This is a genomic window from Cupriavidus sp. 291-E7 (assembly GCF_057798835.1).
In genome coordinates this window covers 240,056-263,663 of record NZ_JBYOJV010000005.1, presented here as the reverse complement: position 1 = coordinate 263,663, position 23,608 = coordinate 240,056, and the positions used below count along the sequence as shown (strand labels likewise).

Genomic DNA, 23,608 nt, shown 5'->3' with positions numbered 1-23,608 from the left:
CCAAGCGGCACCTTTTTTGTTGCCCGGTCACGTATCGAGCGCGGCCAGCTTGCCAGCCGAAGCTGTATGGATATACAGTGGGCGGTCAGATTTTTCTCATCCTGCTCAGACCTTTTCCCGCCGTGTTACCGGATCTCGTCCCCGAAGCTGCTCCCCATACCGACCTGCGCGCCGACGTTGCGGAGGCGCCCGCGTACCTGTCGAAGCTGAATCCGGAGCAACGCGCGGCGGTGGAATATGCGGGCCAGGCACCGCTGCTGATCATCGCGGGCGCGGGTTCCGGCAAGACCAATACGCTGGCGCACCGCGTCGCCCATCTGGTGGTGGGCGGCGCCGATCCGCGCCGCATCCTGCTGCTGACGTTCTCGCGCCGCGCCGCGGCGGAAATGGGCCGCCGCGTCGAGCGCATCGTCGACCAGGCACTGGGTACGAACAGCGGTGCCGGACGCGCGGCGCTGCAGTGGTCCGGCACGTTCCACGCCATCGGCGCGCGACTGCTGCGCGAATATGCCGAAACGCTGGGCCTGGCGCCCACCTTCACGATCAGCGACCGTGGCGATTCGGCGGACCTGATGCACGTGGTACGCCACGATCTGGGCATGTCCGAACAGACCTCGCGTTTTCCGCGCAAGGAAACCTGCCTGGCCATCTACTCGCGCGTGGTCAACACGCAGCTACCGATCGAGGTGGTGCTGAAGACCCAGTTTCCACGCTACGCGATGTGGGCCGATGCGCTCAAGACACTGTTCGCCGCCTATGTCGATGCCAAGCAGAAACAGCAGGTGCTGGACTACGACGACCTGCTGCTCTACTGGGCGCAGGCCATGAGCGAACCCGCGCTGGCGCAGGACATGGGCGCGCGCTTCGACCACGTGCTCGTCGACGAATACCAGGACACCAACGCACTGCAGGCGTCGATCCTGCTGGCGCTGAAACCCAGCGGTCGTGGTCTGACCGTGGTGGGCGATGACGCGCAATCGATCTACGCATTCCGTGGCGCCACGGTGCGCAACATCCTCGACTTTCCTTCGCGGTTCACCCCATCGGCGGAACAGGTCACGCTGTCGCAGAACTACCGTTCCACGCAGCCGATTCTGCAGGCCGCCAATGCGGTGATTGGCCTGGCCGCCGAGCGCTTCACCAAAGACCTCTGGTCGTTGCGCGAATCGGCGGAAAAGCCTGGCGTGGTCGTGGTCAACGATGAAGCCGACCAGGCGCGCTTCGTGGTCGAGCAGATACTGGCGCGGCGCGAATCCGGCCTGGCACTGATGCACCAGGCCGTGCTGTTTCGCGCTGCCGACCACAGCGCTCAGGTCGAAATCGAACTGGCGCGGCGCAATATCCCGTTCGTGAAATTCGGCGGCCTGAAGTTTCTGGAATCGACGCACGTCAAGGATGTGATGGCCGTGGTGCGCTGGCTCGAAAATCCGCGCGACCGCATGGCCGGTTTCCGAACGCTGCAGTTGCTGCCGGGTGTCGGGCCAAAAACCGCCGCTCGCGTGCTGGAAGGGCTCGAAGCCGCCACCGAACCGCTGCTGGCACTCGAAGCGTTCGAAGCCCCGCCCGCCGCCGCGCCTGCCTGGGATGACCTGCTCACGCTGGCCCGCACGCTGATGGCGCCCACATCGCCGTGGCCGTCCGAATTCGAGCAGGTCATTGCCTGGTATCAGCCGCACCTGGAACGCATGCACGACGATGCGGCCGCGCGGCAGGCCGACCTGCAGCAGATCGAGCGCATCGCCGCGACCTATGCCTCGCGCGAGCGCTTCCTGACCGAACTCACGCTCGATCCGCCGAGCGCGTCGAGCGATGAATCGGGCGTGCCGTCACGCGATGAAGACTACCTGATCCTGTCCACGATCCATTCCGCCAAGGGTCAGGAATGGAAGGCCGTGTACGTGCTCAATGCCGTGGATGGCTGCATGCCGTCGGACCTGGCGACGGGCACCACCGAGGAAATCGAAGAGGAGCGCCGGCTGCTGTACGTGGCGATGACCCGTGCGCGCGATCACCTGGACGTCATCGTTCCGCAGCGGTTCTACGTGCACAACCAGGTGGGCTTCGGCGACCGCCATGTCTACGCGTCGCGTACGCGCTTTCTGCCGAACCGCGTGATGCCGAACTTCTACAGCCGGTCCTGGCCGCCCCCGCCCATGCCGGGTGACGAGCAGGCCAAGCCGGCGCTGCCGCAGGTCGACCTCGCCGCGCGCATGCGCAATATGTGGAAGTAGGCGGCCGCGCGGTTACAGACCGTAGCGCTTGATTTTGTCGTACAGCGTGGCCTTGCCCACCTGCAGCAGGTCGGCGGTCTGGCTGACGGCGCCCCCGGTGCGCGCCAGCGCATCGGCGATGACGGCCCGTTCGTAGCGCTCCATGCGCTCGCGCAGCGGAATCGATTCGTCCGCGCCTTCGGCCTTGCCGGCATGGCCGCCTTCCGGCACGCCCAGCACCAGGCGATCCGCCGCATTGCGCAGCTCGCGCACATTGCCGGGCCACGGGCGCTGCATCAGTTGCTGACGCTGCATTTCCGACAGGATCGGCGCGGGGCGCTGATAGCGCACGGCGGCCACCAGCATGAAGTGTTCGAACAGCGGCACGATGTCCTCGCGCCGCTCGCGCAACGGCGGCAGCGGAATGGTCACCACGTTGAGCCGGTACAGCAAATCCTGGCGGAACGTGCCCTGCGCCACCAATCCCTCCATGTCGCCCTTGGCGGCAGCGATGATCCGCACATCGATCGGCAGCGAGGCATTCGACCCCAGCCGTTCCAGCGTGCCTTCCTGCAACACGCGCAGCAGCTTCACCTGAAGCGCCAGCGGCATGCTCTCGATCTCGTCCAGGAACAGCGAGCCGCCCGATGCATGCTCCAGCTTGCCGATGCGGCGCTTGCCGGCGCCCGTGAATGCACCGGCCTCGTGGCCGAACATCTCGCTTTCGAAAATCGCCTCGGGCACCGCACCGCAGTTCAGCGCAATGAACGGCGCGTCGCGGCGCGTCGACAGCGCGTGCAGGCTGCGCGCCACCAATTCCTTGCCCGTGCCGGTTTCACCGTTGATCATCACGGGCACGTCGGTTTCCGCGACGTTGGCGATCAGGTCGCGCACCTGCGCCATCGCCGGCGACCGGCCGATGATGCGCGTGCCGGCGGCAGGCCCGGCCAGCTCGCGGCGCAACGCCACGTTTTCCAGTTCCAGCGCGCGGCGTTCGAGCGCGCGTCGCACCGTATCGGTCAGGCGATCCGCACCGAATGGTTTCTCGATGAAATCGTAGGCGCCTTCACGCATCGCCTGCACGGCCATCGTGATATCGCCGTGGCCGGTGACCAGGATCACCGGCAAGCCCGGCGCCGTATTGCGGCAATGGTGCAGAAGGTCCAGCCCGCTGGCGCCACCCAGGCGCACATCGGTCACCAGCACGCCCGGAAAGTCCGCGGTCAGGTGCGGCATCGCCGCCTCCGCCGACGGCAGCGCCAGCACCGCAAACCCTGCCAGTTCCAGACTCTGCACCGTGGCCTGGCGCACCAGCGGTTCGTCCTCGACAAACAGCACGCGCAGTCCGTCTTGCATCGCAATCATTTCCCTATCCTCATCACGCCGCCACGGGCTGGCGTGCCCGCCGCAGCGTCACCACGAATTCCGCGCCGCCGCCATCCGCATTGCCGGCCACCAGTTGCCCGCCGAATTCGCGCACGATCGACGACGAGATGGCCAGACCAAGGCCCAGGCCCTGCCCGATCTCCTTGGTTGTGTAGAACGGCTCGAACAGGTGCGGCAGCGCCTCCGGCGCAATGCCGGTGCCATTGTCGCGCACTGCGATGCGGACCTGCTCCTCGGTGGCGCCGATGGCGATCTCCACACTGCCATCGGCCTGCCCTTCGGCGGCGATGGCATCGAGTGCATTGCCCACCAGGTTCAGCAGCACCTGCTCCAGTTTCAGTTCGTCGGCCCAGACGGCCAGGTCCGCGGCCGCGCCGTCCAGGCCGCGCACGCGCAGCATCACGTGTCCCAGACGCGGCGCGATCAATTGCAGTACATGGTCGATTGCCGCGCGCACGCGCACCGCGTTGCGCCGCTGACGCGCCTTGCCGGCGAACAGCTTCAACTGTCCCGTGATCTTGCCCATGCGCTCGGTCAGGTCGGCGATTGCGGACAGGTTGCCCGTCGCCGCATCGAGCTGCCCTCGCTCCAGCAGCACCCGCGTGTTGTCCGAGAACGTACGCAACGCGGCCAGCGGCTGGTTCAGCTCGTGCGTGATGCCGGCCGCCATCTGGCCCAGCGCGGCCAGCTTGCTGGCCTGCACCAGTTCGTCCTGCGTTGCGCGCAGCTCGCTTTCGGCGCGCGTGCGTTCGGCCACCTCGCCCTCAAGCTGCTCGTTGATCGCCATGAGGTCGGCCGTGCGGGCCTCGACACGGCGCTCAAGCTCGTCGTACGCCGCTTCCAGCAGGCGCCGGCTGTAGAGCATGTCGCGCGCGCGCTGGCGACGCTGGCGCAGGTTCACCAGCAGCAGACAGATGCACGCATAGGCCAGCGCGGCGCCGATGGTGGCGCTCCGTGCGTTGGCCAGCACCGGATCGAGCGGCGCCATCACCTGCATATTCCAGCCGGCGGGCCCCACGGCACGATTGATTGCCAGGTAGCGGTCGCCGCCGATATCGGACAGGTCCGCGATGCCGAGGCGCAACCCCGCGCCGTCGATCCCGTCGGGCGCATTGTCGCCCGGCTTCCTGTCAGTGGGTCCCACCCGCACCAGCCGCTGGTTATCGCTGAGCGTGTTGTGGGCCAGCCAGCGCATGACCGGGGACGTCAGCGGCTGCATCGGCAGCGGGGTCACATCGACGTCGTGATACTGCCGCGTGCGATGCATCTCGGCCTGCAGCTCGGGCGGTAGCTGCCGCAGCGTGCGGTACTGCCAGCCCGGCACCGACGACAGGAAGATCACGCCGTGGTCGTCCGACACCATCAATGGCTCCCCGCGGCCCGAACCGGCACGCTGGAACCATTCGAGGTTCAGCTTCACGACCGTCACGCCGATCACCTTGCCACCGGCCTCGATCGGCTGGGCGATGTAGTAGCCGGGCTCGTCGCTGGTGACGCCAATCGCGTAAAAACGGCCCACCTCGCCACGCGAGGCCATCTGGAAGTACGGGCGGAAGCGATAGTCGGTGCCGACAAAACTGCCCGGTTCCCCGTGGTTGCTGGCGGCCAGCGCCAGTCCGTTGGCGGCGATCACATAGGTGGCCGATGCGCGGGCGCGGCTGTTGACCTCCACCAGGTAGTCGTTGACCGCGGCAATGCGCGCCGGGTCTTGTGGCGATGCCAGCAGTGCGCGCACCGACGGATGCAGCGACACCAGCGCCGGCAGGAATTCGTAACGGTCGAGCGTGGATTCGAGCGTGCCCGCATAGCGGTCGGCACGCATGGCGGTGGACTGCTGCAACGCAGCGATGCCACGCTGCACCGAAAGCAGCCAGGTCAGCACGCACAGCGCCAGCAATCCGGCCAGCAGCGCGACGGCAAAGCCCCACCAGCGCGAACTGTTCTCCGGCGCATGCACGGAGTCAGGCGCGGGGGAATCGTGCACGGCAAGGAAGTCGTCGGAATGGGGCATCGGCGCGCGCGGGAGCTGTCGCGCCGATGATACCCGCTGACCGACCCCGGAGTCAGGGTCGCCAGCAGGGGGATGCAAGCCTGTGCCGGCGGCGCCCGTTGCAGGCGCGCCGGACACAGGCCGGGTCACATCAGACGCTGGCGTCGGCGAGTTCGACGTTGTCATCGTCGCCACCACGCAGCACGCGGTTCAGGCGGGCGCGGTCAAGCTCGCGTTCCCATGCCGACACCACCACGGTGGCCACGCCATTGCCGATGATGTTGGTCAGCGCGCGGCATTCGCTCATGAAGCGGTCGATGCCGAGGATCAGCACCATGCCGGCCACCGGGATGGTCGGCACCACGGCCAGCGTGGCGGCCAGCGTGATGAAGCCGGAGCCCGTCACACCGCTGGCACCCTTGGACGTCACCATCGCCACCGCCAGGATGGTCAGCTGCTGCATCAGCGTCAGCTCGATATTGGTGGCCTGGGCGATGAAGATCACGGCCATCGTCATGTAGATGTTGGTGCCGTCCAGGTTGAACGAGTAACCGGTGGGCACGACCAGGCCGACCACCGACTTCGAGCAGCCCAGCTTTTCCATCTTCTCCATCAGGTGCGGCAGCGCGGCTTCCGACGAGCTGGTACCCAGCACGATCAGCAGCTCTTCCTTGATGTACGCGACGAAGCGGACGATCGAGAAGCCGGTCAGGCGCGCCACGGTGCCCAGCACCACCAGCACGAACACGATGGCGGTGAAGTAGAACGTGCCGATCAGCTTCAGCAGCGGGATCAGCGAGCCCAGACCGTACTTGCCGATCGTGAACGCCATCGCGCCGAACGCGCCGATCGGAGCCACCTTGGTGATCACATGCACGATGTGGAAGAACACCTTGGAGACCTGATCCACCATGTCGTGGATGATGCGCGCGCGCTCACCCACCACGGCCAGTGCCGAGCCGAAGAACAACGAGACCAGCAGGATCTGCAGGATGTCGCCATTGGCGAACGCGCTGAAGATCGTGTCCGGAATGATGTGCATGAAGAACTCGACCGTGCTCTGGCCATGCGCCTTCGACACGTATTGCGAGATCGTCTTGGTGTCCAGCGTGGCGGGATCGATGTTGAAGCCCACGCCAGGCTTGAGCACGTGCGAAGCGATCAGGCCGATCAGCAGCGCGAACGTCGACACGATCTCGAAGTAGAGCAGTGCCTTGCCGCCCACGCGACCCACCTTCTTCATGTCGCGCATGCCGGCGATGCCGGACACCACGGTACAGAAGATGATCGGGCCGATGATCATTTTGATCAGCTTGATGAACGCGTCGCCCAGCGGCTTCATTTCCACGCCGGTATCGGGCGCAAAATGGCCGAGCAGAATGCCTACGGCAATCGCGAACAGGACCTGCACGTACAGGATCTTGTAGAAGGGTTTCCTCATGATGTCTTCCTCGGTGTTTTGACCGGTACCGGGCGCTCGGCGGCGCCCACGTTGCGCGCCTACGATCGAGCGCGTCTGGAAGTAACTATTTGCAACAGCCGTGCCACGCGCCCCGGCGCGGCCAAGTCATTGATTTACAAGGAAGACAGAGGAATTTTCGGGCCGAGGTGCTCCGGGATTCCGGAATTCCGGAATTCGCCACTCCGGGAATCCGGACGCCGGCGATGCCGATTGGTGGCGGAAAAGTGTGTCCGGAAGCATCCGCGACGGTGTTTTGATGGACGGACAGGCCGCCGGCGCGGGATAGAGCGGCCGTCTTTCCGGATTTCCGGGCACCGCTGCCACACGGAACGGGGGGCGCGACCACGTATAATTCCGAGCTTCCTAGATTCATGCCGCGCCTGTGCCCGCGTTACCGCGGCGAGGCCGCGCAGTTCCGTTCGCCGTCATGAGCAGCTACTACAAACACCACGTCTTCTTCTGCCTGAACCAGCGCGACGACGGCAAGGCCTGCTGTGCCGACCACAACGCCAAGGCGATGCAGGAATATGCCAAGAAGCGCTGCAAGGAGCTGGGCATCGCGGGCGCGGAAGGCCGCGTGCGCATCAACAAGGCCGGCTGCCTGAACCGTTGTGAACTCGGGCCCGTGCTCGTGGTCTACCCCGAGGCCGTCTGGTACACCTTCGTCGACGCGCAGGACATCGACGAGATCATCGACAGCCATCTGATTCACGGCAAGCCCGTGGAGCGCCTGATGGTGGATCGCTGATCGAGGTACCCGCCAAGCCGTACCGGGTTGACGCCCGGTTTTTTGTTGTGCCGTTGTCTCCTGCCATTTCCACCATGAACGCGCATACCCAGGTCACCACCATCGCCGGCCCCGTCGGCGCCATCGACATCTCGATCGATCTGCCGCAGAACGAGCCGGTTCGCGGCCTGGCGCTGGTGGCGCACCCCCATCCGCTGTTTGCCGGCACCAAGGACAACAAGGTGGCGCAGACGCTGGCGCGCACGTTCGTGGCGCTGGGCTATGCCACGGTGCGGCCGAATTTTCGCGGCGTGGGTGGCACGGCGGGCGAGCATGACCAGGGCATCGGCGAACAGGACGACCTGCTGGCCGTGATCGACTGGATGCGCACCCAGACCGCGTGGTCGCCGGACGTGGCCTCGCTGCCGCTGGCACTGGGCGGTTTCTCTTTCGGCAGTTTCGTGCAGACGCATGTGGCGCGCCGCCTGGCCGAAGCGGGCACGCCCGCCAAGCGGCTGGTGCTGGTGGGCACGGCCACGAGCCGCTGGGAGGTAGCCACCGTACCAGCGGACACCATCGTGATTCATGGCGAGCAGGATGACACCGTGCCGCTGGCGAGCGTGCTGGACTGGGCGCGCCCGCAGGAGCTGCCGGTCATCGTCATTCCGGGCGCCGATCACTTTTTTCACCGCAAGCTGCACCTGATCAAGCAGCTTGTCGTCAACGCGTGGGAACGGTGAACCGTCCCGTCCGCGCCAATCTTTTCTTGTTGGATAACCGCATATGTTGAACAGAGCCACGCCGCACTTTGCATCCGCCCTCGCTCCCGTCGCCGTTGCCGCGACGATCGCCACCGCGCTTGCCGCCGCCCCCGCCGCCGTGCTGGCGCAGGGCGTGCCGATGCCGCAGGTGGCCGCCAAGTCCTGGATGCTGTACGACGTGACCAGTGGCCAGGCCCTGGCCGCGCAGAACGCCGACCTGCGTATCGAACCCGCATCGCTGACCAAGCTGATGACCGCCTATCTGGCGTTCGAGGCGCTCAAGGAAAAGCGCCTGACGCTCGACCAGACCATCACGCCGACCGAGATCGTGCGCAAGGTGAAAAGCGATGAGTCGCGCATGTTCATCGAAGCCGGCAAGCCCGTCAGCGTGAACGACCTGCTGCTGGGCCTGATCGTGCAGTCGGGCAACGACGCCGCGCTGGCGCTGGCCGAGGCCGTGGGCGGCTCGGAAGAAGGCTTCGTCGCGATGATGAACCGCGAAGCGCAGCGCATGGGCATGAAGGGCACGCACTTCACGAACACCGACGGCGTGCCCGATCCGAACCACTACACCACGGCAGTGGACCTGGCCACGCTGACCACGCGCCTGATCAAGGACTTCCCCGAGTACTACGCAATGTACTCGCAGAAGGAGTTCACCTATAACAAGATCAGGCAGCCCAACCGCAACCGCCTGCTGTACATCGACCCGACCGTGGACGGCGTGAAGACCGGCCACACGAAGTCCGCCGGCTACTGCCTGATCTCGTCGGCCCAGCGCCCGCTGGCCAACGTGCCGAATGGCTCGCGCCGCCTGGTGTCGATCGTGATCGGCACGGCCACGGAGCAGATCCGCACGCAGGAAAGCCTGAAGATCCTGAACTACGGCTTCCAGTTCTTCGACACGCTGCGCCTGTATGACAAGGGCCAGGTCCTGGCCACGCCCGACATCTACAAGGGCCGCGCAAGCACCATCAAGATCGGCGTGGCCAACGAGACGTTCGTGACGGTGCCCAAGGGCACGGGCGGACGCCTGAAGCCGGTGCTGGAACGCCAGGAGCTGCTGATCGCTCCGATCGCCGCGGGCCAGCAGGTGGGCACCGTCAAGCTGATGGATGGCAACAACAAGGTAGGCGAATTCCCCGTGGTGGCACTGGAAGAAGTGCCCGAGGCCGGCTTCTTTGGCCGCCTGTGGGATACGATCCGCCTCTGGTTCAAGCGCAAGTAAGCGCACGGCAAGGTCTAGCAATGACGACAGATTCCAAAGATGGTCCGCTGATTCCGGGTGACATCCCGCCCGAGCAGTCGCTGATCGAGTACCCGAGCGATTTCCCGATCAAGGTCATGGGCGCGATGCAGGACGGCTTTGCCGAGGCCATCGTGACTCTGCTGCGGGAATTCGATCCGAACTTCCACGCCGGCAAGATGGAGATGCGTCCGTCGCGCAACGGCAACTACCTCGGCCTGACCGTGACCGTGTGGGTCACCAGCCGCGAGCAGCTTGACGCCGTGTATCGCGCGCTCACATCGCACCCGATGGTCAAGGTGGTGCTGTAACCACATGAACGTCATTACCCTGAAGCCCGGCAAGGAAAAGTCCTTGCTGCGGCGCCATCCGTGGGTCTATGCCACGGGCATCGCGTCCACCGAAGGCCGCTGCGAGGCGGGCGCGACGGTGGTCATCCGCAGCGCGGACGGCCGCTTCCTGGCGCGTGGCGCCTACAGCCCCGAGTCGCAGATCCGCGCGCGCGTGTGGACCTTCGACGAGAACGAGCCGGTCGACCACGCCATGTTCAAGCGCCGTGTAGCCGCGGCCGTGGCACACCGCAAGCGCTGGGTGCGCGACACCGACGCCGTGCGCCTGATCTTCGGCGAGTCTGACCGCCTGCCGGGCCTGATCGTCGACTATTACGGCCAGGGCGAAACCGGCCAGTTGGTCTGCCAGTTCAATGCAGCGGGCGTCGAGCAGTGGAAGGACGCGCTGGTGCAGGCGCTGATCAAGGAAACCGGCTGCCCGAATGTCTATGAGCGTTCGGATGCCGCCGTGCGCCAGCGCGAAGGGCTGGAGCTGGTGACCGGCGTGCTGGCCGGCGCCGAGCCGGACCCGCAGCTGTCGGTCACGGAACATGGCGTGCGCTATTACGTGGACGTTCGCAATGGCCACAAGACCGGCTTCTACGTCGATCAGCGCGACAACCGCAAGCTCGTCGGAGACCTGGCCGAAGGGCGCGAAGTCCTGAACTGCTTCTGCTACACAGGCGGCTTCTCGCTGGCCGCACTGCGCGGCGGTGCGACGTCGGTGACATCGATCGATTCGTCGGGCGATGCACTGAAGATCGCGGCCGGCAACGTGACGCTGAACGGTTTCGATCCTGAGCACGCGACGTGGCTCGATGCGGACGTGTTCAAGACGCTGCGCGAATTCCGCGCCGAAGGCCGGCAGTTCGACCTGATCGTGCTGGACCCGCCCAAGTTTGCGCCGTCGGCTCAGCATATCGACCGCGCAGCGCGGGCCTACAAGGAAATCAACCTCGTCGGCATGCAACTGCTGCGTCCGGGCGGCCTGCTGTTCACGTACTCGTGCTCGGGCGCGATCAGCATGGAACTGTTCCAGAAGATCATCGCCGGCGCCGTGACCGACGCCCGCGCCGACGCGCGCATTCTGCGACGGCTGTCAGCCGGTACCGACCACCCGATGTCGGCGGCCTTCCCCGAAGGGGAATACCTGAAGGGCCTGCTGCTGGAAAAGGTCTGAATCCCGTCCGTTTACGGGTTTTCCGGAATTGTCTTGAGACTGTCTTCTGGTGGTCACAAACGCCATCTAAGATTCGTCTCACGGTAAGGCATTGGCAGGTGTCTGACCGTCTCTTCTTATCAGTCTTCGTGGTAATCGCCCCGCTACCCAGCGGGGCTTTTTTTTGGTTCAAGCAAATGCAGCGGCGTCGTAGACTGCATCCTCTACCCACCGTCATCCAAACCGAAACTCCCTATAATCGAACGATCGTGCATTTTGTTCGTTCCATCATAAGGATTCGAGGAGACACTCCCATGCCTGCCGCCAAACATATTCCACCGGCCCTGCAGAACCTGGCCCTGCCCGTCATTGCATCGCCGATGTTCATCGTCAGCTACCCGGAACTGGTGTTGGCGCAGTGCAAGGCCGGCATCGTCGGTTCGTTCCCGGCGCTCAACGCGCGTCCCGCCGAGCTGCTCGACGAGTGGCTGACGCGGATTCAGGAAGATCTGGCGGCGTTCCAGGCGGCCAATCCGGGCAAGCCTGTTGGCCCCGTTGCCGTGAACCAGATCGTGCATGCATCGAACGCGCGCCTGGAGCACGACGTGCGGGTCTGCGTGGAACACAAGGTGCCGATCTTCATCACGTCGCTGCGCGCGCCGGTCAAGGAAATGATCGACGCCGTGCACAGCTATGGCGGCATCGTGCTGCACGACGTCATCAGCATCCGTCACGCGGAAAAGGCCATCGAGGCCGGCGTCGACGGCCTGATCCTGGTGGCGGCCGGCGCGGGCGGCCACGCGGGCACGCTCTCGCCGTTTGCACTGGTGGGCGAAGTACGCAAGATCTTCGACGGCCCCATCGCGCTGTCGGGCTCCATCGCCACGGGCGACGCGGTACTGGCCGCGCAGGCTATGGGCGCCGACTTTGCCTACGTGGGCACCCGCTTCATCGCATCGCAGGAAGGCCATGCAAGCGAGGAGTACAAGCAGTCGATCACAAGCTCGGCCGCGTCGGACATCATCTACACGAACCTGTTCACGGGTGTGCACGGCAACTACATCCGCGAGAGCATCGTCAATTCGGGCCTGAATCCCGATGAACTGCCCGTGGCCGACAAGAGCAAGATGGACTTTTCGAGCGGCAGTTCCAAGACCAAGGCATGGAAAGACATCTGGGGCGCCGGCCAGGGCGTGGGCCAGATCCACGACATTCCCACCGCCGGCGAGATCGTGGCGCGCATGAAGGCCGAGTACGATGCGGCGCGTGCCCGGCTGGGACTGGTAGCATAAGGGCGTTTTTGCGCCCCTTACCCTGAACCGTTGCCGCCGCCCGACCCCGATCAATCGATCCGCCCACCAGAATCGCTCACGCACCGCGAGCGCGTGATTCGCGCATTCTGGGTCACGTGCGGCGCCATCAGCCTTGTGCTCGGCATCATCGGCATCTTTCTGCCGCTGTTGCCGACCACGCCCTTCGTGCTGCTGGCCGCCGCCTGCTTTGCGCGGGGCTCCGAGAAATTCCACAACTGGCTGATCACGCACGAGCGCTTCGGGCCGCTGGTGCGCGACTGGCAGGCCCACCACAGCATCCCCTTCCGTGCGAAATGCCTCGCGCTATCGATGATGTGGACGTCGATGAGCATCACGGCCTGGCTGCTGCGGGCGCGCCCCGTCTCGTCGCTGACGCTGATTGCCATCGGCATCGCGGTGACGATCTGGATGGTGCGCCTGCCAACGCGGCCACCCGGAGGTTATCCCGATACGAGCGACCGCTCTTCCTCCCAGCCGTAGTCAGTCGTAGTCAGTCGTAGCGGCGCGCGTCCTCGATCGATTTGCCGTCCTGCGGCAGCGACCCCGCGGCGACAAAGCGCACCTCTCCCCGCAGGCGCATGATCTCGCGCATCGAATCGGCCACGGCCCGGGCCAGACCTTCGTCATCGCGCGTGGCATCGCAATGGAGCGTCATCACGTCGCTGCCCACCGCGCCGGTCACCACAAGCCGCGCCGCGCGGATCTCCGGATGGCGCCGCATGACCTCGGCCACCTGCCCCGGATGCACGAACATACCCTTGACCTTGGTGGTCTGGTCCGCACGCCCGAGCCAGCCCTTGAGCCGGACGTTGGTGCGTCCGCACGGACTGGCACGGTGCGATGAATCGGCGACGATCGCCGAAAGATCGCCGGTGCCGAAGCGGATCAGCGGATAGTCGCCATTGCCGAGCACGGTGACCACGACCTCGCCAACCTCGCCTTCCGGCATCGGCTTGCTGCCGCCCGGTTCGACGATTTCCAGCAGCACCCCCTCGTCGACGACCCAGCCATCCCCCCCTTCAGTTTCGTAGGCGATCAGCCCCACGTCGGCCGTGCCGTACATCTGGCGCGCAGTGATGCCGTGGTCGTGCAGCCAGGCGCGCAGCGCGGGCGGGCACGCTTCGCCCGACACCAGCGCCTTGGACAGGCTGTGGCATGGCAGTCCCATCTCGGCGCCCTTTTCGATCAGCAGCTTCAGGAACGACGGCGTGCCCGCGTAAGCCGACGGCTGCAGACTGGCCAACGCCTGGACCTGCGATTCGGTCTGCCCCACGCCCGCCGGAAACACGCAGCAGCCCAGCCGATGCGCACCCGACTCCATCATCATCCCGGCCGGCGTGAAGTGATAGGAGAACGTGTTGTAGACCAGCTCGCCCGAACGGAATCCCGCCGCGAACATGGCGCGCGCCGTGCGCCACCAGTCGGCGTTGTGCCCGTCCGGTTCATGGATCGGTCCGGGCGACTGGAAAATGTGGCGCAGGCCGCCAAGCGGCGTCGCATTGAGTCCGCCCAGCGGCGGCACCATGCGCTGGCGCGCGGTGAGTTCCGACTTGCGCGTGACCGGCAGCAGCGCCAGCGTCTCGCGTGAAGTGATCTCGCGCGCGTCAAAGTCGCACAGGACTTCCGCGAAGTACGGCGCATGGGCCTGAGCGTGCGCCACCTGGCGCGCCACCGCGGCAATCAGCGCCGCCTCGCGTTCGGCGGGCGCGCGCGTTTCCAGCGAATCGAAATATTCAGCCATATCGGTGCCTTGGGGAATCAGGCCAGCCAGCGCTTGCGGCGGCGATAGCTCTTGACGTCGCGGAACGATTTGCGCGCACCGCCTTCCGCATCGTTAGCCGCCACGCCGAGGTAGAACTCCTTGACGTCCTCGTTGGTGCGCAGCGATTCGGCATCGCCATCCATCACCACGCGGCCGTTCTCCAGGATGTAGCCGTAGTCCGCGTAGCGCAGCGCCACCATCGTGTTCTGCTCGGCCAGCAGAAAGCTCACGCGTTCGCGCGAATTGAGGTCGCGCACGATCTCGAAAATCTCTTCGACGATCTGCGGCGCCAGTCCCATCGACGGCTCGTCCAGCAGGATCATCGCCGGCTTGGCCATCATGGCCCGGCCGATCGCGCACATCTGCTGCTCGCCACCGGACGTATAGCCGGCCTGCGACTTGCGGCGCGTCTTCAGGCGCGGAAAGTAGCCGTAGATCTTCTCCAGCTCGTCGCGCGTCTCGCCGCGCGACAGCCCCCGTGTATAGGCGCCGGTTAGCAGGTTTTCCTCGATGGTCAGGTGCGCGAAGCAGTGGCGCCCTTCCATTACCTGGATCACGCCGCGTTTGACCAGATCGTTGGGTGTGAGCTGATCCACACGTTGTCCGCGATACTCGATCGACCCCTTGGTGACATCGCCCCGCTCGGCGTGCAGCAGGTTCGAGATCGCCTTGAGCGTGGTGGTCTTACCCGCGCCGTTGGCACCCAGTAGCGCCACGATGCGGCCTTCCGGCACATCGAGCGACACGCCCTTGAGCACCAGGATCACGTGATCGTAGATGACTTCGATGTTGTTGACGGATAGAAGGGTCATAGGGATGCCTCATGTTCGCTCCCCTCTCCCACTTGTGAGAGAGAGGTTGGGAGAGAGGGCATCGCGGCTTTGCTTGTCGACATACCGCCGATTGAGCCGCCGGGCCCTCTCCCCCGGCCCCTCTCCCGCATTGCGGGAGAGGGGAGAAAACCGCCAGCAAGACAGCGCTTTACGACTTCACGCACGCTGGCGTGATGCCCTTCTCCTTCGCGTATTGCGCGGCGGTCGCCTTGAACAGCGGATGGATCAGGTTCTTGTTGCCCTCGATCCAGTCCGAGATCGTCACCCATTTGGTGCCGTCCCACTGCTGGATCTTCACCTTGCCGGAACCCTCGTGGTTGTCGCAGCTAGTCTTGATTTCCGGCAGCAACCCGGTGGCGCCCAACTGCTGCAGCCGCGCGCCGGTCAGGTTCAGGTTTTCGAAGGCCCAGCGCATCTCGTCGCCAGTCATCACCTTACCCTTACCGAACTTCGCCTGCGCCACGCGGATCGCTTCCACGGTCACCACCGCCGCGGACACGCCGCGGTTATAAAGCACCGACCCGACCTTGTTGCGATCCTGCATATTGCCCTTGCCGGCGCCATAGACCACCTTCTCGATATCGGCGATCAGCGGCACGCCCTTGCCCGCCACGTTCCATGTCGCGCTCATATAGCCCTTGGCAGCATCGCCGGCCGGCACGGTGTCTTCCTCGGAACCCGCCCACCACGATCCGATCATCTTGTCGCGCGAGAAGCCAACTTTCTGCGCGGCCTTCAGCGCGGTCTGGTTCATCACGCCCCAGCCCCAGAAAATCACGTAGTCCGGATTCTCCTGGCGGATCTTCAGCCACTGCGCGCCCTGCTCGTTGCCCGGATGCGCCACCGGAATCTCGACGAGATTGAACTTGTTGAGCTTGGCTTCGGCCTGCAATGCGACGATTGGCTCCTTGCCATAGGCCGAGTCGTGATACAGGTAGACGATCTTTTTGCCTGCCAGCGATCCGCCGTTCTTCGACGCCAGGTATTTGACGATCGCCGATACCTGCATCTGGTACGTGGTGACGAGCGGGAACGCATAGGGGAATACGGAGCCGTCGACGGCATCGGTGCGTCCGTAACCCATCATCACCAGCGGCACCTTGTCGGCGGCGGTCTTGTCGACCAGCGCATAGGAGATACCGGTGGACATCGTGTGGTAGGCCGTGCCCTTGCTCTGGGCGCTCTTGGCCTTCAGGCGCTCGTAGCACTCCACGCCCTTGGCGTTGTTGTACTCGGTCTCGCACTCTTCCCAGGAGAGCTTGACGCCATTGACGCCACTGTCCTTGAGATTGACGTAGTTCAGGTAGTCGACAAAACCACCATAGAACGATTGCCCGTTCGCGCCATATGGGCCGACGCGATAGCTCGGCAGCGCGACGAATTGATCATTGGCCTGCGCCAGCGCCGGCAGCGATGGCGCCAGCAGGGCAGCCGCGACGCTGACCACCAGGGCGGCGCGCTGCACGTTGCGAAACACGGTTGTCATGACAGTCTCCTTCACCTCGAACGGGCGTTGTTATGAGAACGACTCGAAAAATCAGTGCGGGAATGGCCAGAGGCGCAGCTTTTCCTTGGCAATCTGCCAGAGCCGGGCCAGGCCATGTGGCTCGACAATCAGAAAGAAGATGATCAGTCCGCCAAACACCATGAGCTGGATGTGCGAGACCGTGGCATTCGTGAACGGCAGGTGCAGCAGCGCCGCCAGCGCCGGCAGCACGTTATCGAGGAAAATCGGCAGCAGCAGGATGAACGCGGCACCCAGGAACGATCCCAGAATGCTGCCGACGCCGCCGATGATGATCATGAACAGAATCCGGAACGACAGGTCCAGCGAGAAGCCATCAGGCTCCACGGACCCGAGGTAGCAGAACGCATAGAGCGCACCGGCCACGCCGCAATAGAAAGAACTCACCGCAAACGCCAGCAGCTTGGTGCGCATCAGCGGAATGCCGATCACTTCGGCGGCCACGTCCATGTCGCGCACGGCCATCCAGGCGCGGCCCGTTGCCGAGCGCACCAGATTCTTGGCGACCATCGCCAGCACGGTGACGATGGCCAGCACGAACAGGTACTTCTTCACGGGCGTGTCGATCGCCACCCCGAACAGGTCCAGCCGCTGCGCCGTGATCACGCCCGACGAACTGTTGTTCGACAGCCAGGGAAACTTGGTCAGCGCCCACACCACGAAGAACTGCGCGGCCAGCGTGGCCACCGCGAGATAGAACCCCTTGATGCGCAGCGATGGCAGTCCGAATGCCACGCCAACCAGCGCCGCGGAAAAACCGGCCAGGATGAACGTCAGCAGCACCGGAATGCCCTCGATGCGTAGCTGGAAGTTGTAGGCCGCGTAAGCGCCCACGGCCATGAACGCCGCGGTGCCCAGCGAGAGCTGCCCGGCGTAGCCCGTCAGGATGTTGAGACCCAGCGCCGCCAGCGAGAAGATCAGCAGCGGCGTCAGGATGGCGTTGAACCAGTACTCGCTTCCGGTGAACGGGATGACGACGAACGCCACCACCATCAGCAAGGCAAAGAAGATGCGATCTTGCCGAATCGGAAAGATCTGGCTGTCGGCTACGTAGCTGGTCTTGAACTGGCCGGATTCGCGGTAGAGCATGAAATTCTCCAGACTTCAGCATTTGGAAAGGCATCGTGGGGGCTTCCCCTCCACCGGCCTTCGCCGAAAACACATTGCGTGCTATACGCGATCGATGTGTTTCTCGCCGAACAGCCCTTCCGGCCTGACCAGCAGGAACAGCAGCGCAAATACATACGGAAACCAACCCTCGATGCCGCCGAAGTTGCCGCCGAACATCGACTGAAACACCGGTGGGATATAGATCTCGGCCAGCTTCTCCGACGCGCCGATGATCAGCCCGCCGACGATGGCGCCCGGCACCGACGTGAAGCCGCCCAGGATCAGCACCGGCAGCGCCTTGAGCGCGGTCAGCGTCAGCGCGAACTGCACGCCGTTGCGCGACCCCCAGAGCATGCCGGCCACCAGCGCGACAAAGCCCGCCACGCCCCAGACGATGGCCCAGATGTTCTGCAGCGGAATGCCCAGCGACAACGCCGCCTGGTGATCGTCGGCCACCGCGCGCAACGCGCGTCCAACCTTCGTGTACTGGAAGAACAGCGCCAGTACCGCCACCAACACCGCGGCGATCAGCGCGGCCGCAAGATCGAATTTCGACACGACGATATTGAACTTCGTCAGGATCGACTCGATTGGCTCATCCACGATGCCAAGCTGGATCGGCCGCACCTCGTTGCCGAACAGCAGCGGCCCCAGTCCTTCCAGGAAGAACGACAGGCCGATCGTCGCCATGAACAGCGTGATGGGCGGCTGGTTGACCAGCTTGCGCAGCACGAACCGCTCGGTGCTCATGCCCACGATGATCATGACGATGAACGCGCCGATCACGGCAGCCCACATCGGCATGCCCTTGTCCATCAGTCCCACCACGGCCAGCGCGGCAAAGTAGACCATCGCGCCCTGCGCGAAGTTGAACACGCCCGATGCCTTGTAGATCAGCACAAAGCCCAGCGCCACCAGCGAGTACATCAGGCCGGAGAGCAGACCGCCGATCAGGATTTCGAAAAAGAAGGTCATGGTCGCGGGCCTTTCAGTGCGAGGTGCCCAGATAGGCCTTGATCACGTCGGGGTTCGACTTGACCTCTTCCGGCGTGCCGTCGCCGATCTTCTTGCCGTAGTCGAGCACCACCACCCGGTCGGAAATATCCATGACCACGCCCATGTCATGCTCGATCAGCACGATGGTCGTGCCGAACTGATGGTTCACGTCGAGGATGAAGCGGCACATGTCCTGCTTCTCCTCCACGTTCATGCCAGCCATCGGTTCGTCCAGCAGCAGCATCGACGGCTCGGCCGCCAGCGCGCGCGCCAGCTCCACGCGCTTCTGCAGGCCATATGGCAGGCGCCCCACCGGCGTCTTGCGGATCGCCTGGATCTCCAGAAAGTCGATCACTTCCTCCACCTTGCGGCGATGGCGCACTTCCTCGGCGCGTGCCGGCCCCCACCACAATGCGTGCGCGAACAGCCCGGTGCGGAACTGTGTATTGCGGCCGGTCATGATGTTGTCGAGCACGGTCATACCCTTGAACAGCGCAATGTTCTGGAACGTGCGGGCGATGCCCTGGCGCGCGGCGGCCGTCGGATGCATCTGGCGGCGCTCCTGTCCACGGAACACGATGCGGCCCTGCTGCGGGTGGTACACGCCGTTGATCACGTTCAGCATCGAACTCTTGCCCGCGCCATTGGGACCGATGATGGCGCGGATCTCGTGCTCGCAAACGTCGAACGAAATATCGGTCAACGCCTTCACGCCGCCGAAGGACAGGGAAATGTTCTGCAGGTCGAGGATCACATCGCCGCGCGTGTGGGCGCGGGCCGTCGTGTCCGACTGATGCGCGTCGCCGGTACGCGGGGCGTCGCCGTGCGCGCCTTCCGCATGTCCCGGCGGTGCGATCGTACCGGGCGAAACCATCGTGCCCGATGCGTCGACGCGCGCCATGCCGCCCTGCCACGCTGTCTGGGTTGCCGTCATCTGTCGCTCTCCCCTCTGCTTTCTTCAGGCCGCGCGCGCGCCGCCCACGGGCGGAAAGCGCTTGACGTCCACCAGCTTCAGCGTGGCCGACACACTGCCTTCGCGGCCATCCTCGAACTTCACGCGCGTGTCGATGAACTGCTCCGCCTTATCCGCATAGAGCGCTTCCACCAATACCGCGTACTTTTCCGCGATGAACCCGCGCCGTACCTTGCGCGTGCGGGTCAGCTCGTCGTCATCGGGATCGAGTTCCTTGTGCAGGATCAGGAAGCGCGCCACCTGCGAGCCGGCCAGCATGGCGTCGGCGGCCAGGTCGGCGTTCACCTGTTCCACGCACTCGCCAATCATGGCGATCACATCGGGCTGCCCGGCCAGGTCGACGTATCCCGCATACGGCAGGTGCCTCCGCTCGGCCCAGTTGCCCACGGCGTCGAAGTCGATATTGATGAAGGCGCAGACGCGGTCGCGGTCGGTGCCGAACGCCACCGCCTCCTTGATGTACGGAAAGAACTTCAGCTTGTTCTCGATGTACTTGGGCGCGAACATCGACCCATCGGCCAGCTTGCCGACGTCCTTGGCGCGGTCGATGATCTTCAGGTGGCCGTCGGCATCGATCACGCCGGCATCGCCGGTCATGAAGTACCCCTCGTCGTTGATCGCCTCGCGCGTGGCGTCGTCGCGCTTGTAATACGCCTTGAGCAGGCCCACGCCACGCACCAGCACCTCGCCGTTATCGGCGATGCGGATCTCCATGCCCGGTGCGGCGGGGCCAACAGAATCGAACTTGACCTGGCCGTCGGGTTGCAGACAGACATAGGCGCAGGTTTCGGTCTGACCGTAGAACTGCTTGAGGTTGATACCGATCGAGCGATAGAAGCGGAACAGGTCCGGGCCGATTGCCTCGCCGGCCGTGTAGCCAACCCGGATGCGGCTCATGCCGAGCACATTGCGCAGCGGGCCGTAGATCAGGAATTCGCCGACCGCGTAGCGCAGCCTGTCGAGCGCGGGTACCGGCCGCTTGTCGAGGATGTCGGCGCCGCAACGGCGCGCCACGCCCATCGCCCAATGGAACATCTTGCGCTTGAGCAAGCCCGCGTCTTCCATGCGGATCATGACCTGCGTGAGCAGCCCTTCGTAGATACGCGGCGGCGCGAAGTAGTACGTCGGCCCGATTTCGCGCAGATCGGTCATCACGGTTTCGCGCGACTCGGGGCAATTCACGGTGAAGCCCGCCACCATCGCCTGCGCATACGAGAACAGGTTGTCGCCCACCCATGCCATCGGCAGGTACGACAGCACGTCGTCGTCCGCGCCCAGTCCGTCGAACTGGCAGCCATTGCGCGCCGCGCCGATCAGCCCCGCGTGCGAGTGGCAGACGCCCTTCGGCTTGCCCGTGGTACCCGATGTGTAGAGGATGATCGCGGTGTCGTCGGACATGCCTGCCTGCACCTGCGCATCGAAGAAACCGGGGTTGGCCTGGTCGTATTCGCGGCCGATCTCCTGCACGCGTTCGTACGACAGCAGCGACGGATGATCGTAGTCGCGCAGGCCGCGTGGATCTTCGTAGATGACGTGGCGCACCGCGCGGCCGCGCGACGCCAGTTGCGATTCCACTTCGAGCAGCTTGTCGACCTGTTCCTGATCCTCGACGATGGCGAATTCGATCTCGGCATCGTCAAGCACGTAGACCATTTCGCCCGCGATGGCGTCCTGATAGAGCGGCACGGGCACGCCGCCCAGCGCCTGCGCGGCGGTCATCGCCCAATAGAGACGCGGACGGTTGTCACCGACCACGGCCAGGTTCATGCCACGGCGGAAGCCCAGCGCCGCCAGCCCGCACGCCAGCGCACGCACTTCGCGCGCTGCCTGTGACCAGCTATAGGCCTGCCAGATGCCGAGGTCCTTCTCGCGATAGGCCGGATGGCCGGGCCGCTGCGTGGCGTGTGCCAGCAGCCATCGCGGAAAGGTCGTTGCCGACGATTCCTGCATCGCTGTCTCCTCTCCCCCTGCGGATGGCCTAAGGGCCATGCCGGGTATCAAGCCGCAAGACCGGTCGCTATACTGGGCGTTTGCCGGGCGCGGCATTGCCGCGCTGCATCACGCCCGCCTTGCCTTATTGGGTGAGGATTGCTGGCAGGGCCGGTTCCGTGTGTGATCGTAAGATAGCCGATGCCATTTCCCCCGGTTGTCGCGCCGGCGACAATTCCGGGTTAATCCCTACGGAGCCAGATGCCTACCGCTGACTTATCCAGTTTCGTCGACGGCGCCGCCTGGGCCGCCGACCTGAGCGCCGAGCAGCGCGCGCATGTCAAACGCGTGACGACGGTGCGCGAGTACGCACAAGGCGACTACGTCTGTCACAAGGGCGAAATGGCCGAGCACTGGCTGGGCGTGGTCGAAGGCATCGTCAAGATCACCACCGTGTCGCCTTCCGGCAAGTCGGTCACCTTTACCGGCGTACCCACCGGCGGCTGGTTTGGCGAAGGCGCGGTGCTCAAGCAGGAAATCCGCAAATACGACGTGATGGCGCTGCGCCGCTCGCGTATCGCATTCGTACCACGCGAGACTTTTCAGTGGCTGCTGGATACCAGCCTGCCATTCACCCGCTTTCTGCTGATGCAGTTCAACGAGCGGCTCGGACAGTTCATTGCCGCGGTGGAATACGAACGATTGCTGGACATCGATTCGCGCGTGGCGCGCGCGGTGTCGTCACTGTTCAACGAGCACCTTTATCCGGGCATCGGTTCGACGCTGGAAATTTCGCAGGAAGAAATCGGCCTGCTGGCGGGCATTTCGCGCCAGCGCGCAAACCAGGCGTTGAAGGTACTGGAACAGCAGGGGCTGGTGCGCGTGGACTACGGCGTGATCGACGTGCTCGATCTGGAGGGGTTGCGGCAGTACGGGGAGTGATATCGCCGCGGAGGTTCCACTCCCTCCCCCGCGTGGTGGGAGAGGGAGCGCACTACGGATGATCGGGCCTTACTTGCTGTACACGTACACCCCACGTCCCGTCTTGCGGCCCAGATAGCCGGCCGCCACCATCTCGCGCATCAGCATGGCCGGACGGTACTTCGGATCGGCGAACTCGGTGTAGAGCACTTCCATCACGGCCAGCATCGTATCGAGGCCGATCATGTCCGCCAGCGCCAGCGGGCCGATCGGGTGATTGCAGCCGAGCTTCATGCCCTCGTCGATTTCCTCCGGCGACGCCAGACCTTCGCCGAGCACGCAGAACGCCTCGTTGATCATCGGGCAGAGAATGCGGTTGACCACGAAGCCCGGGCTGTTCCTGACCGTGATCGGGTACTTGCCCAGCTGCTTCGACAGCGCTTCCACATCGGCGTGCGTGGCATCGTTGGTTGCCAGGCCGCGAATCAGTTCCACCAACGCCATCATCGGCACCGGGTTGAAGAAGTGCATGCCGATGAAGCGGTCGGCGCGCGACGTCACGGCGGCCAGCTTGGTGATCGAGATCGAAGACGTGTTCGACGCGATGATCACGTCCGGGCCGACGATACCGTCGATCTGCTTCAGGATCTTGACCTTGAGGTCGTAGTTTTCCGTGGCGGCTTCGATGACGATGTCGGCGCGCTTGAAGTCTTCATACGACGTGCTGCCGTGGATGCGCGACAGCGCGGCGGCCTTGTCGGCCTCGGTGGCCTTTTCCTTCTTGATCAGGCGGTCCATGCTGCTTGCCACGGTGGCGATGCCCTTCTGCACGGCGGCGTCGCTGATATCGACCATCACCACATCCAGCCCCGCTACCGCGCATGCCTGCGCAATGCCGTTGCCCATCGTGCCGGCACCTACGATGCCCACTGTCTTGATTGCCATGTCTCGCTTCCTGGTGTTGTCAAAGAATGTA

General features: G+C 64.7%; 20 protein-coding genes. 9 read left to right on the top strand and 11 right to left on the bottom strand.

Annotated features, from left to right (window positions below; translation table 11 throughout):
* The first annotated feature begins 122 nt into the window (after positions 1 to 122).
* Positions 123 to 2,231 carry an ATP-dependent helicase gene (locus AC3FLX_RS11640; RefSeq protein ID WP_488696776.1) on the top strand — a complete coding sequence of 703 codons (2,109 nt, stop codon included), beginning with the start codon at positions 123 to 125 and terminating at the stop codon, positions 2,229 to 2,231.
* Positions 2,232 to 2,243: 12 nt separating this feature from the next.
* Here the strand turns inward: AC3FLX_RS11640 and AC3FLX_RS11635 are convergent, their stop codons facing one another.
* The 3 genes from AC3FLX_RS11635 to AC3FLX_RS11625 form a co-directional block, all read right to left on the bottom strand.
* Complete coding sequence (locus tag AC3FLX_RS11635; RefSeq protein ID WP_488696774.1) at positions 2,244 to 3,566, bottom strand: sigma-54-dependent transcriptional regulator; 1,323 nt, start codon at positions 3,564 to 3,566, stop codon at positions 2,244 to 2,246.
* A gap of 22 nt (positions 3,567 to 3,588) precedes the next feature.
* Positions 3,589 to 5,607 carry a sensor histidine kinase gene (locus tag AC3FLX_RS11630; protein WP_488696627.1) on the bottom strand — a complete coding sequence of 673 codons (2,019 nt, stop codon included), beginning with the start codon at positions 5,605 to 5,607 and terminating at the stop codon, positions 3,589 to 3,591.
* A 130-nt stretch (positions 5,608 to 5,737) separates the two neighbouring features.
* Positions 5,738 to 7,027: a dicarboxylate/amino acid:cation symporter gene (locus tag AC3FLX_RS11625; RefSeq protein WP_488696625.1), complete on the bottom strand. Its 1,290-nt coding sequence runs from the start codon at positions 7,025 to 7,027 to the stop codon at positions 5,738 to 5,740.
* Positions 7,028 to 7,475: 448 nt separating this feature from the next.
* On the opposite strand from AC3FLX_RS11625, the gene AC3FLX_RS11620 reads away from it, so the two are divergent.
* The 7 genes from AC3FLX_RS11620 to AC3FLX_RS11590 all read left to right on the top strand — a co-directional run bounded on the left by AC3FLX_RS11620 (position 7,476) and on the right by AC3FLX_RS11590 (position 13,063).
* Positions 7,476 to 7,796, top strand: a complete 321-nt coding sequence (locus AC3FLX_RS11620) for a (2Fe-2S) ferredoxin domain-containing protein (protein ID WP_488696623.1) — start codon at positions 7,476 to 7,478, stop codon at positions 7,794 to 7,796.
* A 74-nt stretch (positions 7,797 to 7,870) separates the two neighbouring features.
* The gene (locus AC3FLX_RS11615) at positions 7,871 to 8,515 is read left to right on the top strand and encodes an alpha/beta hydrolase (RefSeq protein WP_488696621.1); all 645 of its coding nucleotides are present in this window, start codon (positions 7,871 to 7,873) and stop codon (positions 8,513 to 8,515) included.
* 43 nt (positions 8,516 to 8,558) lie between these two features.
* Positions 8,559 to 9,764 (top strand): D-alanyl-D-alanine carboxypeptidase family protein, encoded by a 1,206-nt coding sequence (locus AC3FLX_RS11610; protein ID WP_488696619.1) that lies wholly within the window; start codon positions 8,559 to 8,561, stop codon positions 9,762 to 9,764.
* Between the two features lie 20 nt (positions 9,765 to 9,784).
* Positions 9,785 to 10,093: a YbeD family protein gene (locus AC3FLX_RS11605; RefSeq protein ID WP_488696617.1), complete on the top strand. Its 309-nt coding sequence runs from the start codon at positions 9,785 to 9,787 to the stop codon at positions 10,091 to 10,093.
* Between the two features lie 4 nt (positions 10,094 to 10,097).
* Entirely contained in the window at positions 10,098 to 11,291 is a 1,194-nt protein-coding gene (locus AC3FLX_RS11600) for a class I SAM-dependent rRNA methyltransferase (RefSeq protein WP_488696615.1), read from the top strand.
* 293 nt (positions 11,292 to 11,584) lie between these two features.
* Complete coding sequence (locus AC3FLX_RS11595; RefSeq protein WP_488696613.1) at positions 11,585 to 12,562, top strand: NAD(P)H-dependent flavin oxidoreductase; 978 nt, start codon at positions 11,585 to 11,587, stop codon at positions 12,560 to 12,562.
* Positions 12,563 to 12,592: 30 nt separating this feature from the next.
* Positions 12,593 to 13,063, top strand: a complete 471-nt coding sequence (locus AC3FLX_RS11590; protein ID WP_488696612.1) for a YbaN family protein — start codon at positions 12,593 to 12,595, stop codon at positions 13,061 to 13,063.
* A 10-nt stretch (positions 13,064 to 13,073) separates the two neighbouring features.
* Here the strand turns inward: AC3FLX_RS11590 and AC3FLX_RS11585 are convergent, their stop codons facing one another.
* The 7 genes from AC3FLX_RS11585 to AC3FLX_RS11555 all read right to left on the bottom strand — a co-directional run bounded on the left by AC3FLX_RS11585 (position 13,074) and on the right by AC3FLX_RS11555 (position 21,732).
* Entirely contained in the window at positions 13,074 to 14,324 is a 1,251-nt protein-coding gene (locus AC3FLX_RS11585; RefSeq protein ID WP_488696610.1) for a phenylacetate--CoA ligase family protein, read from the bottom strand.
* A 17-nt stretch (positions 14,325 to 14,341) separates the two neighbouring features.
* Entirely contained in the window at positions 14,342 to 15,157 is an 816-nt protein-coding gene (locus AC3FLX_RS11580; protein WP_488696608.1) for an ABC transporter ATP-binding protein, read from the bottom strand.
* A gap of 169 nt (positions 15,158 to 15,326) precedes the next feature.
* Complete coding sequence (locus AC3FLX_RS11575; RefSeq protein ID WP_488696606.1) at positions 15,327 to 16,664, bottom strand: ABC transporter substrate-binding protein; 1,338 nt, start codon at positions 16,662 to 16,664, stop codon at positions 15,327 to 15,329.
* A 51-nt stretch (positions 16,665 to 16,715) separates the two neighbouring features.
* Positions 16,716 to 17,792 carry a branched-chain amino acid ABC transporter permease gene (locus AC3FLX_RS11570; protein ID WP_488696604.1) on the bottom strand — a complete coding sequence of 359 codons (1,077 nt, stop codon included), beginning with the start codon at positions 17,790 to 17,792 and terminating at the stop codon, positions 16,716 to 16,718.
* A gap of 81 nt (positions 17,793 to 17,873) precedes the next feature.
* On the bottom strand, positions 17,874 to 18,788 hold the full coding sequence (locus tag AC3FLX_RS11565) for a branched-chain amino acid ABC transporter permease (RefSeq protein ID WP_488696602.1): 915 nt from the start codon (positions 18,786 to 18,788) through the stop codon (positions 17,874 to 17,876).
* Between the two features lie 13 nt (positions 18,789 to 18,801).
* Entirely contained in the window at positions 18,802 to 19,743 is a 942-nt protein-coding gene (locus tag AC3FLX_RS11560; protein ID WP_488696601.1) for an ABC transporter ATP-binding protein, read from the bottom strand.
* 24 nt (positions 19,744 to 19,767) lie between these two features.
* Complete coding sequence (locus AC3FLX_RS11555) at positions 19,768 to 21,732, bottom strand: AMP-dependent synthetase/ligase (RefSeq protein WP_488696599.1); 1,965 nt, start codon at positions 21,730 to 21,732, stop codon at positions 19,768 to 19,770.
* 240 nt (positions 21,733 to 21,972) lie between these two features.
* On the opposite strand from AC3FLX_RS11555, the gene AC3FLX_RS11550 reads away from it, so the two are divergent.
* Complete coding sequence (locus AC3FLX_RS11550) at positions 21,973 to 22,653, top strand: Crp/Fnr family transcriptional regulator (RefSeq protein WP_488696597.1); 681 nt, start codon at positions 21,973 to 21,975, stop codon at positions 22,651 to 22,653.
* 69 nt (positions 22,654 to 22,722) lie between these two features.
* On the opposite strand, the gene AC3FLX_RS11545 is transcribed toward AC3FLX_RS11550, so the two are convergent.
* Positions 22,723 to 23,577 (bottom strand): 3-hydroxybutyryl-CoA dehydrogenase, encoded by an 855-nt coding sequence (locus AC3FLX_RS11545; RefSeq protein WP_488696595.1) that lies wholly within the window; start codon positions 23,575 to 23,577, stop codon positions 22,723 to 22,725.
* Between the last annotated feature and the right edge of the window lie 31 nt (positions 23,578 to 23,608).

What these genes read in the sequence shown, in the direction of transcription:
- AC3FLX_RS11635 (WP_488696774.1), bottom strand. Translation starts at nt 3,566, where the DNA reads ATGCAAGACGGACTGCGCGTGCTGTTTGTCGAGGACGAACCGCTGGTG.
- AC3FLX_RS11630 (WP_488696627.1), bottom strand. Translation starts at nt 5,607, where the DNA reads ATGCCCCATTCCGACGACTTCCTTGCCGTGCACGATTCCCCCGCGCCT.
- AC3FLX_RS11625 (WP_488696625.1), bottom strand. Translation starts at nt 7,027, where the DNA reads ATGAGGAAACCCTTCTACAAGATCCTGTACGTGCAGGTCCTGTTCGCG.
- AC3FLX_RS11620 (WP_488696623.1), top strand. Translation starts at nt 7,476, where the DNA reads ATGAGCAGCTACTACAAACACCACGTCTTCTTCTGCCTGAACCAGCGC.
- AC3FLX_RS11615 (WP_488696621.1), top strand. Translation starts at nt 7,871, where the DNA reads ATGAACGCGCATACCCAGGTCACCACCATCGCCGGCCCCGTCGGCGCC.
- AC3FLX_RS11610 (WP_488696619.1), top strand. Translation starts at nt 8,559, where the DNA reads ATGTTGAACAGAGCCACGCCGCACTTTGCATCCGCCCTCGCTCCCGTC.
- AC3FLX_RS11605 (WP_488696617.1), top strand. Translation starts at nt 9,785, where the DNA reads ATGACGACAGATTCCAAAGATGGTCCGCTGATTCCGGGTGACATCCCG.
- AC3FLX_RS11600 (WP_488696615.1), top strand. Translation starts at nt 10,098, where the DNA reads ATGAACGTCATTACCCTGAAGCCCGGCAAGGAAAAGTCCTTGCTGCGG.
- AC3FLX_RS11595 (WP_488696613.1), top strand. Translation starts at nt 11,585, where the DNA reads ATGCCTGCCGCCAAACATATTCCACCGGCCCTGCAGAACCTGGCCCTG.
- AC3FLX_RS11585 (WP_488696610.1), bottom strand. Translation starts at nt 14,324, where the DNA reads ATGGCTGAATATTTCGATTCGCTGGAAACGCGCGCGCCCGCCGAACGC.
- AC3FLX_RS11580 (WP_488696608.1), bottom strand. Translation starts at nt 15,157, where the DNA reads ATGACCCTTCTATCCGTCAACAACATCGAAGTCATCTACGATCACGTG.
- AC3FLX_RS11575 (WP_488696606.1), bottom strand. Translation starts at nt 16,664, where the DNA reads ATGACAACCGTGTTTCGCAACGTGCAGCGCGCCGCCCTGGTGGTCAGC.
- AC3FLX_RS11570 (WP_488696604.1), bottom strand. Translation starts at nt 17,792, where the DNA reads ATGCTCTACCGCGAATCCGGCCAGTTCAAGACCAGCTACGTAGCCGAC.
- AC3FLX_RS11565 (WP_488696602.1), bottom strand. Translation starts at nt 18,788, where the DNA reads ATGACCTTCTTTTTCGAAATCCTGATCGGCGGTCTGCTCTCCGGCCTG.
- AC3FLX_RS11560 (WP_488696601.1), bottom strand. Translation starts at nt 19,743, where the DNA reads ATGACGGCAACCCAGACAGCGTGGCAGGGCGGCATGGCGCGCGTCGAC.
- AC3FLX_RS11555 (WP_488696599.1), bottom strand. Translation starts at nt 21,732, where the DNA reads ATGCAGGAATCGTCGGCAACGACCTTTCCGCGATGGCTGCTGGCACAC.
- AC3FLX_RS11550 (WP_488696597.1), top strand. Translation starts at nt 21,973, where the DNA reads ATGCCTACCGCTGACTTATCCAGTTTCGTCGACGGCGCCGCCTGGGCC.
- AC3FLX_RS11545 (WP_488696595.1), bottom strand. Translation starts at nt 23,577, where the DNA reads ATGGCAATCAAGACAGTGGGCATCGTAGGTGCCGGCACGATGGGCAAC.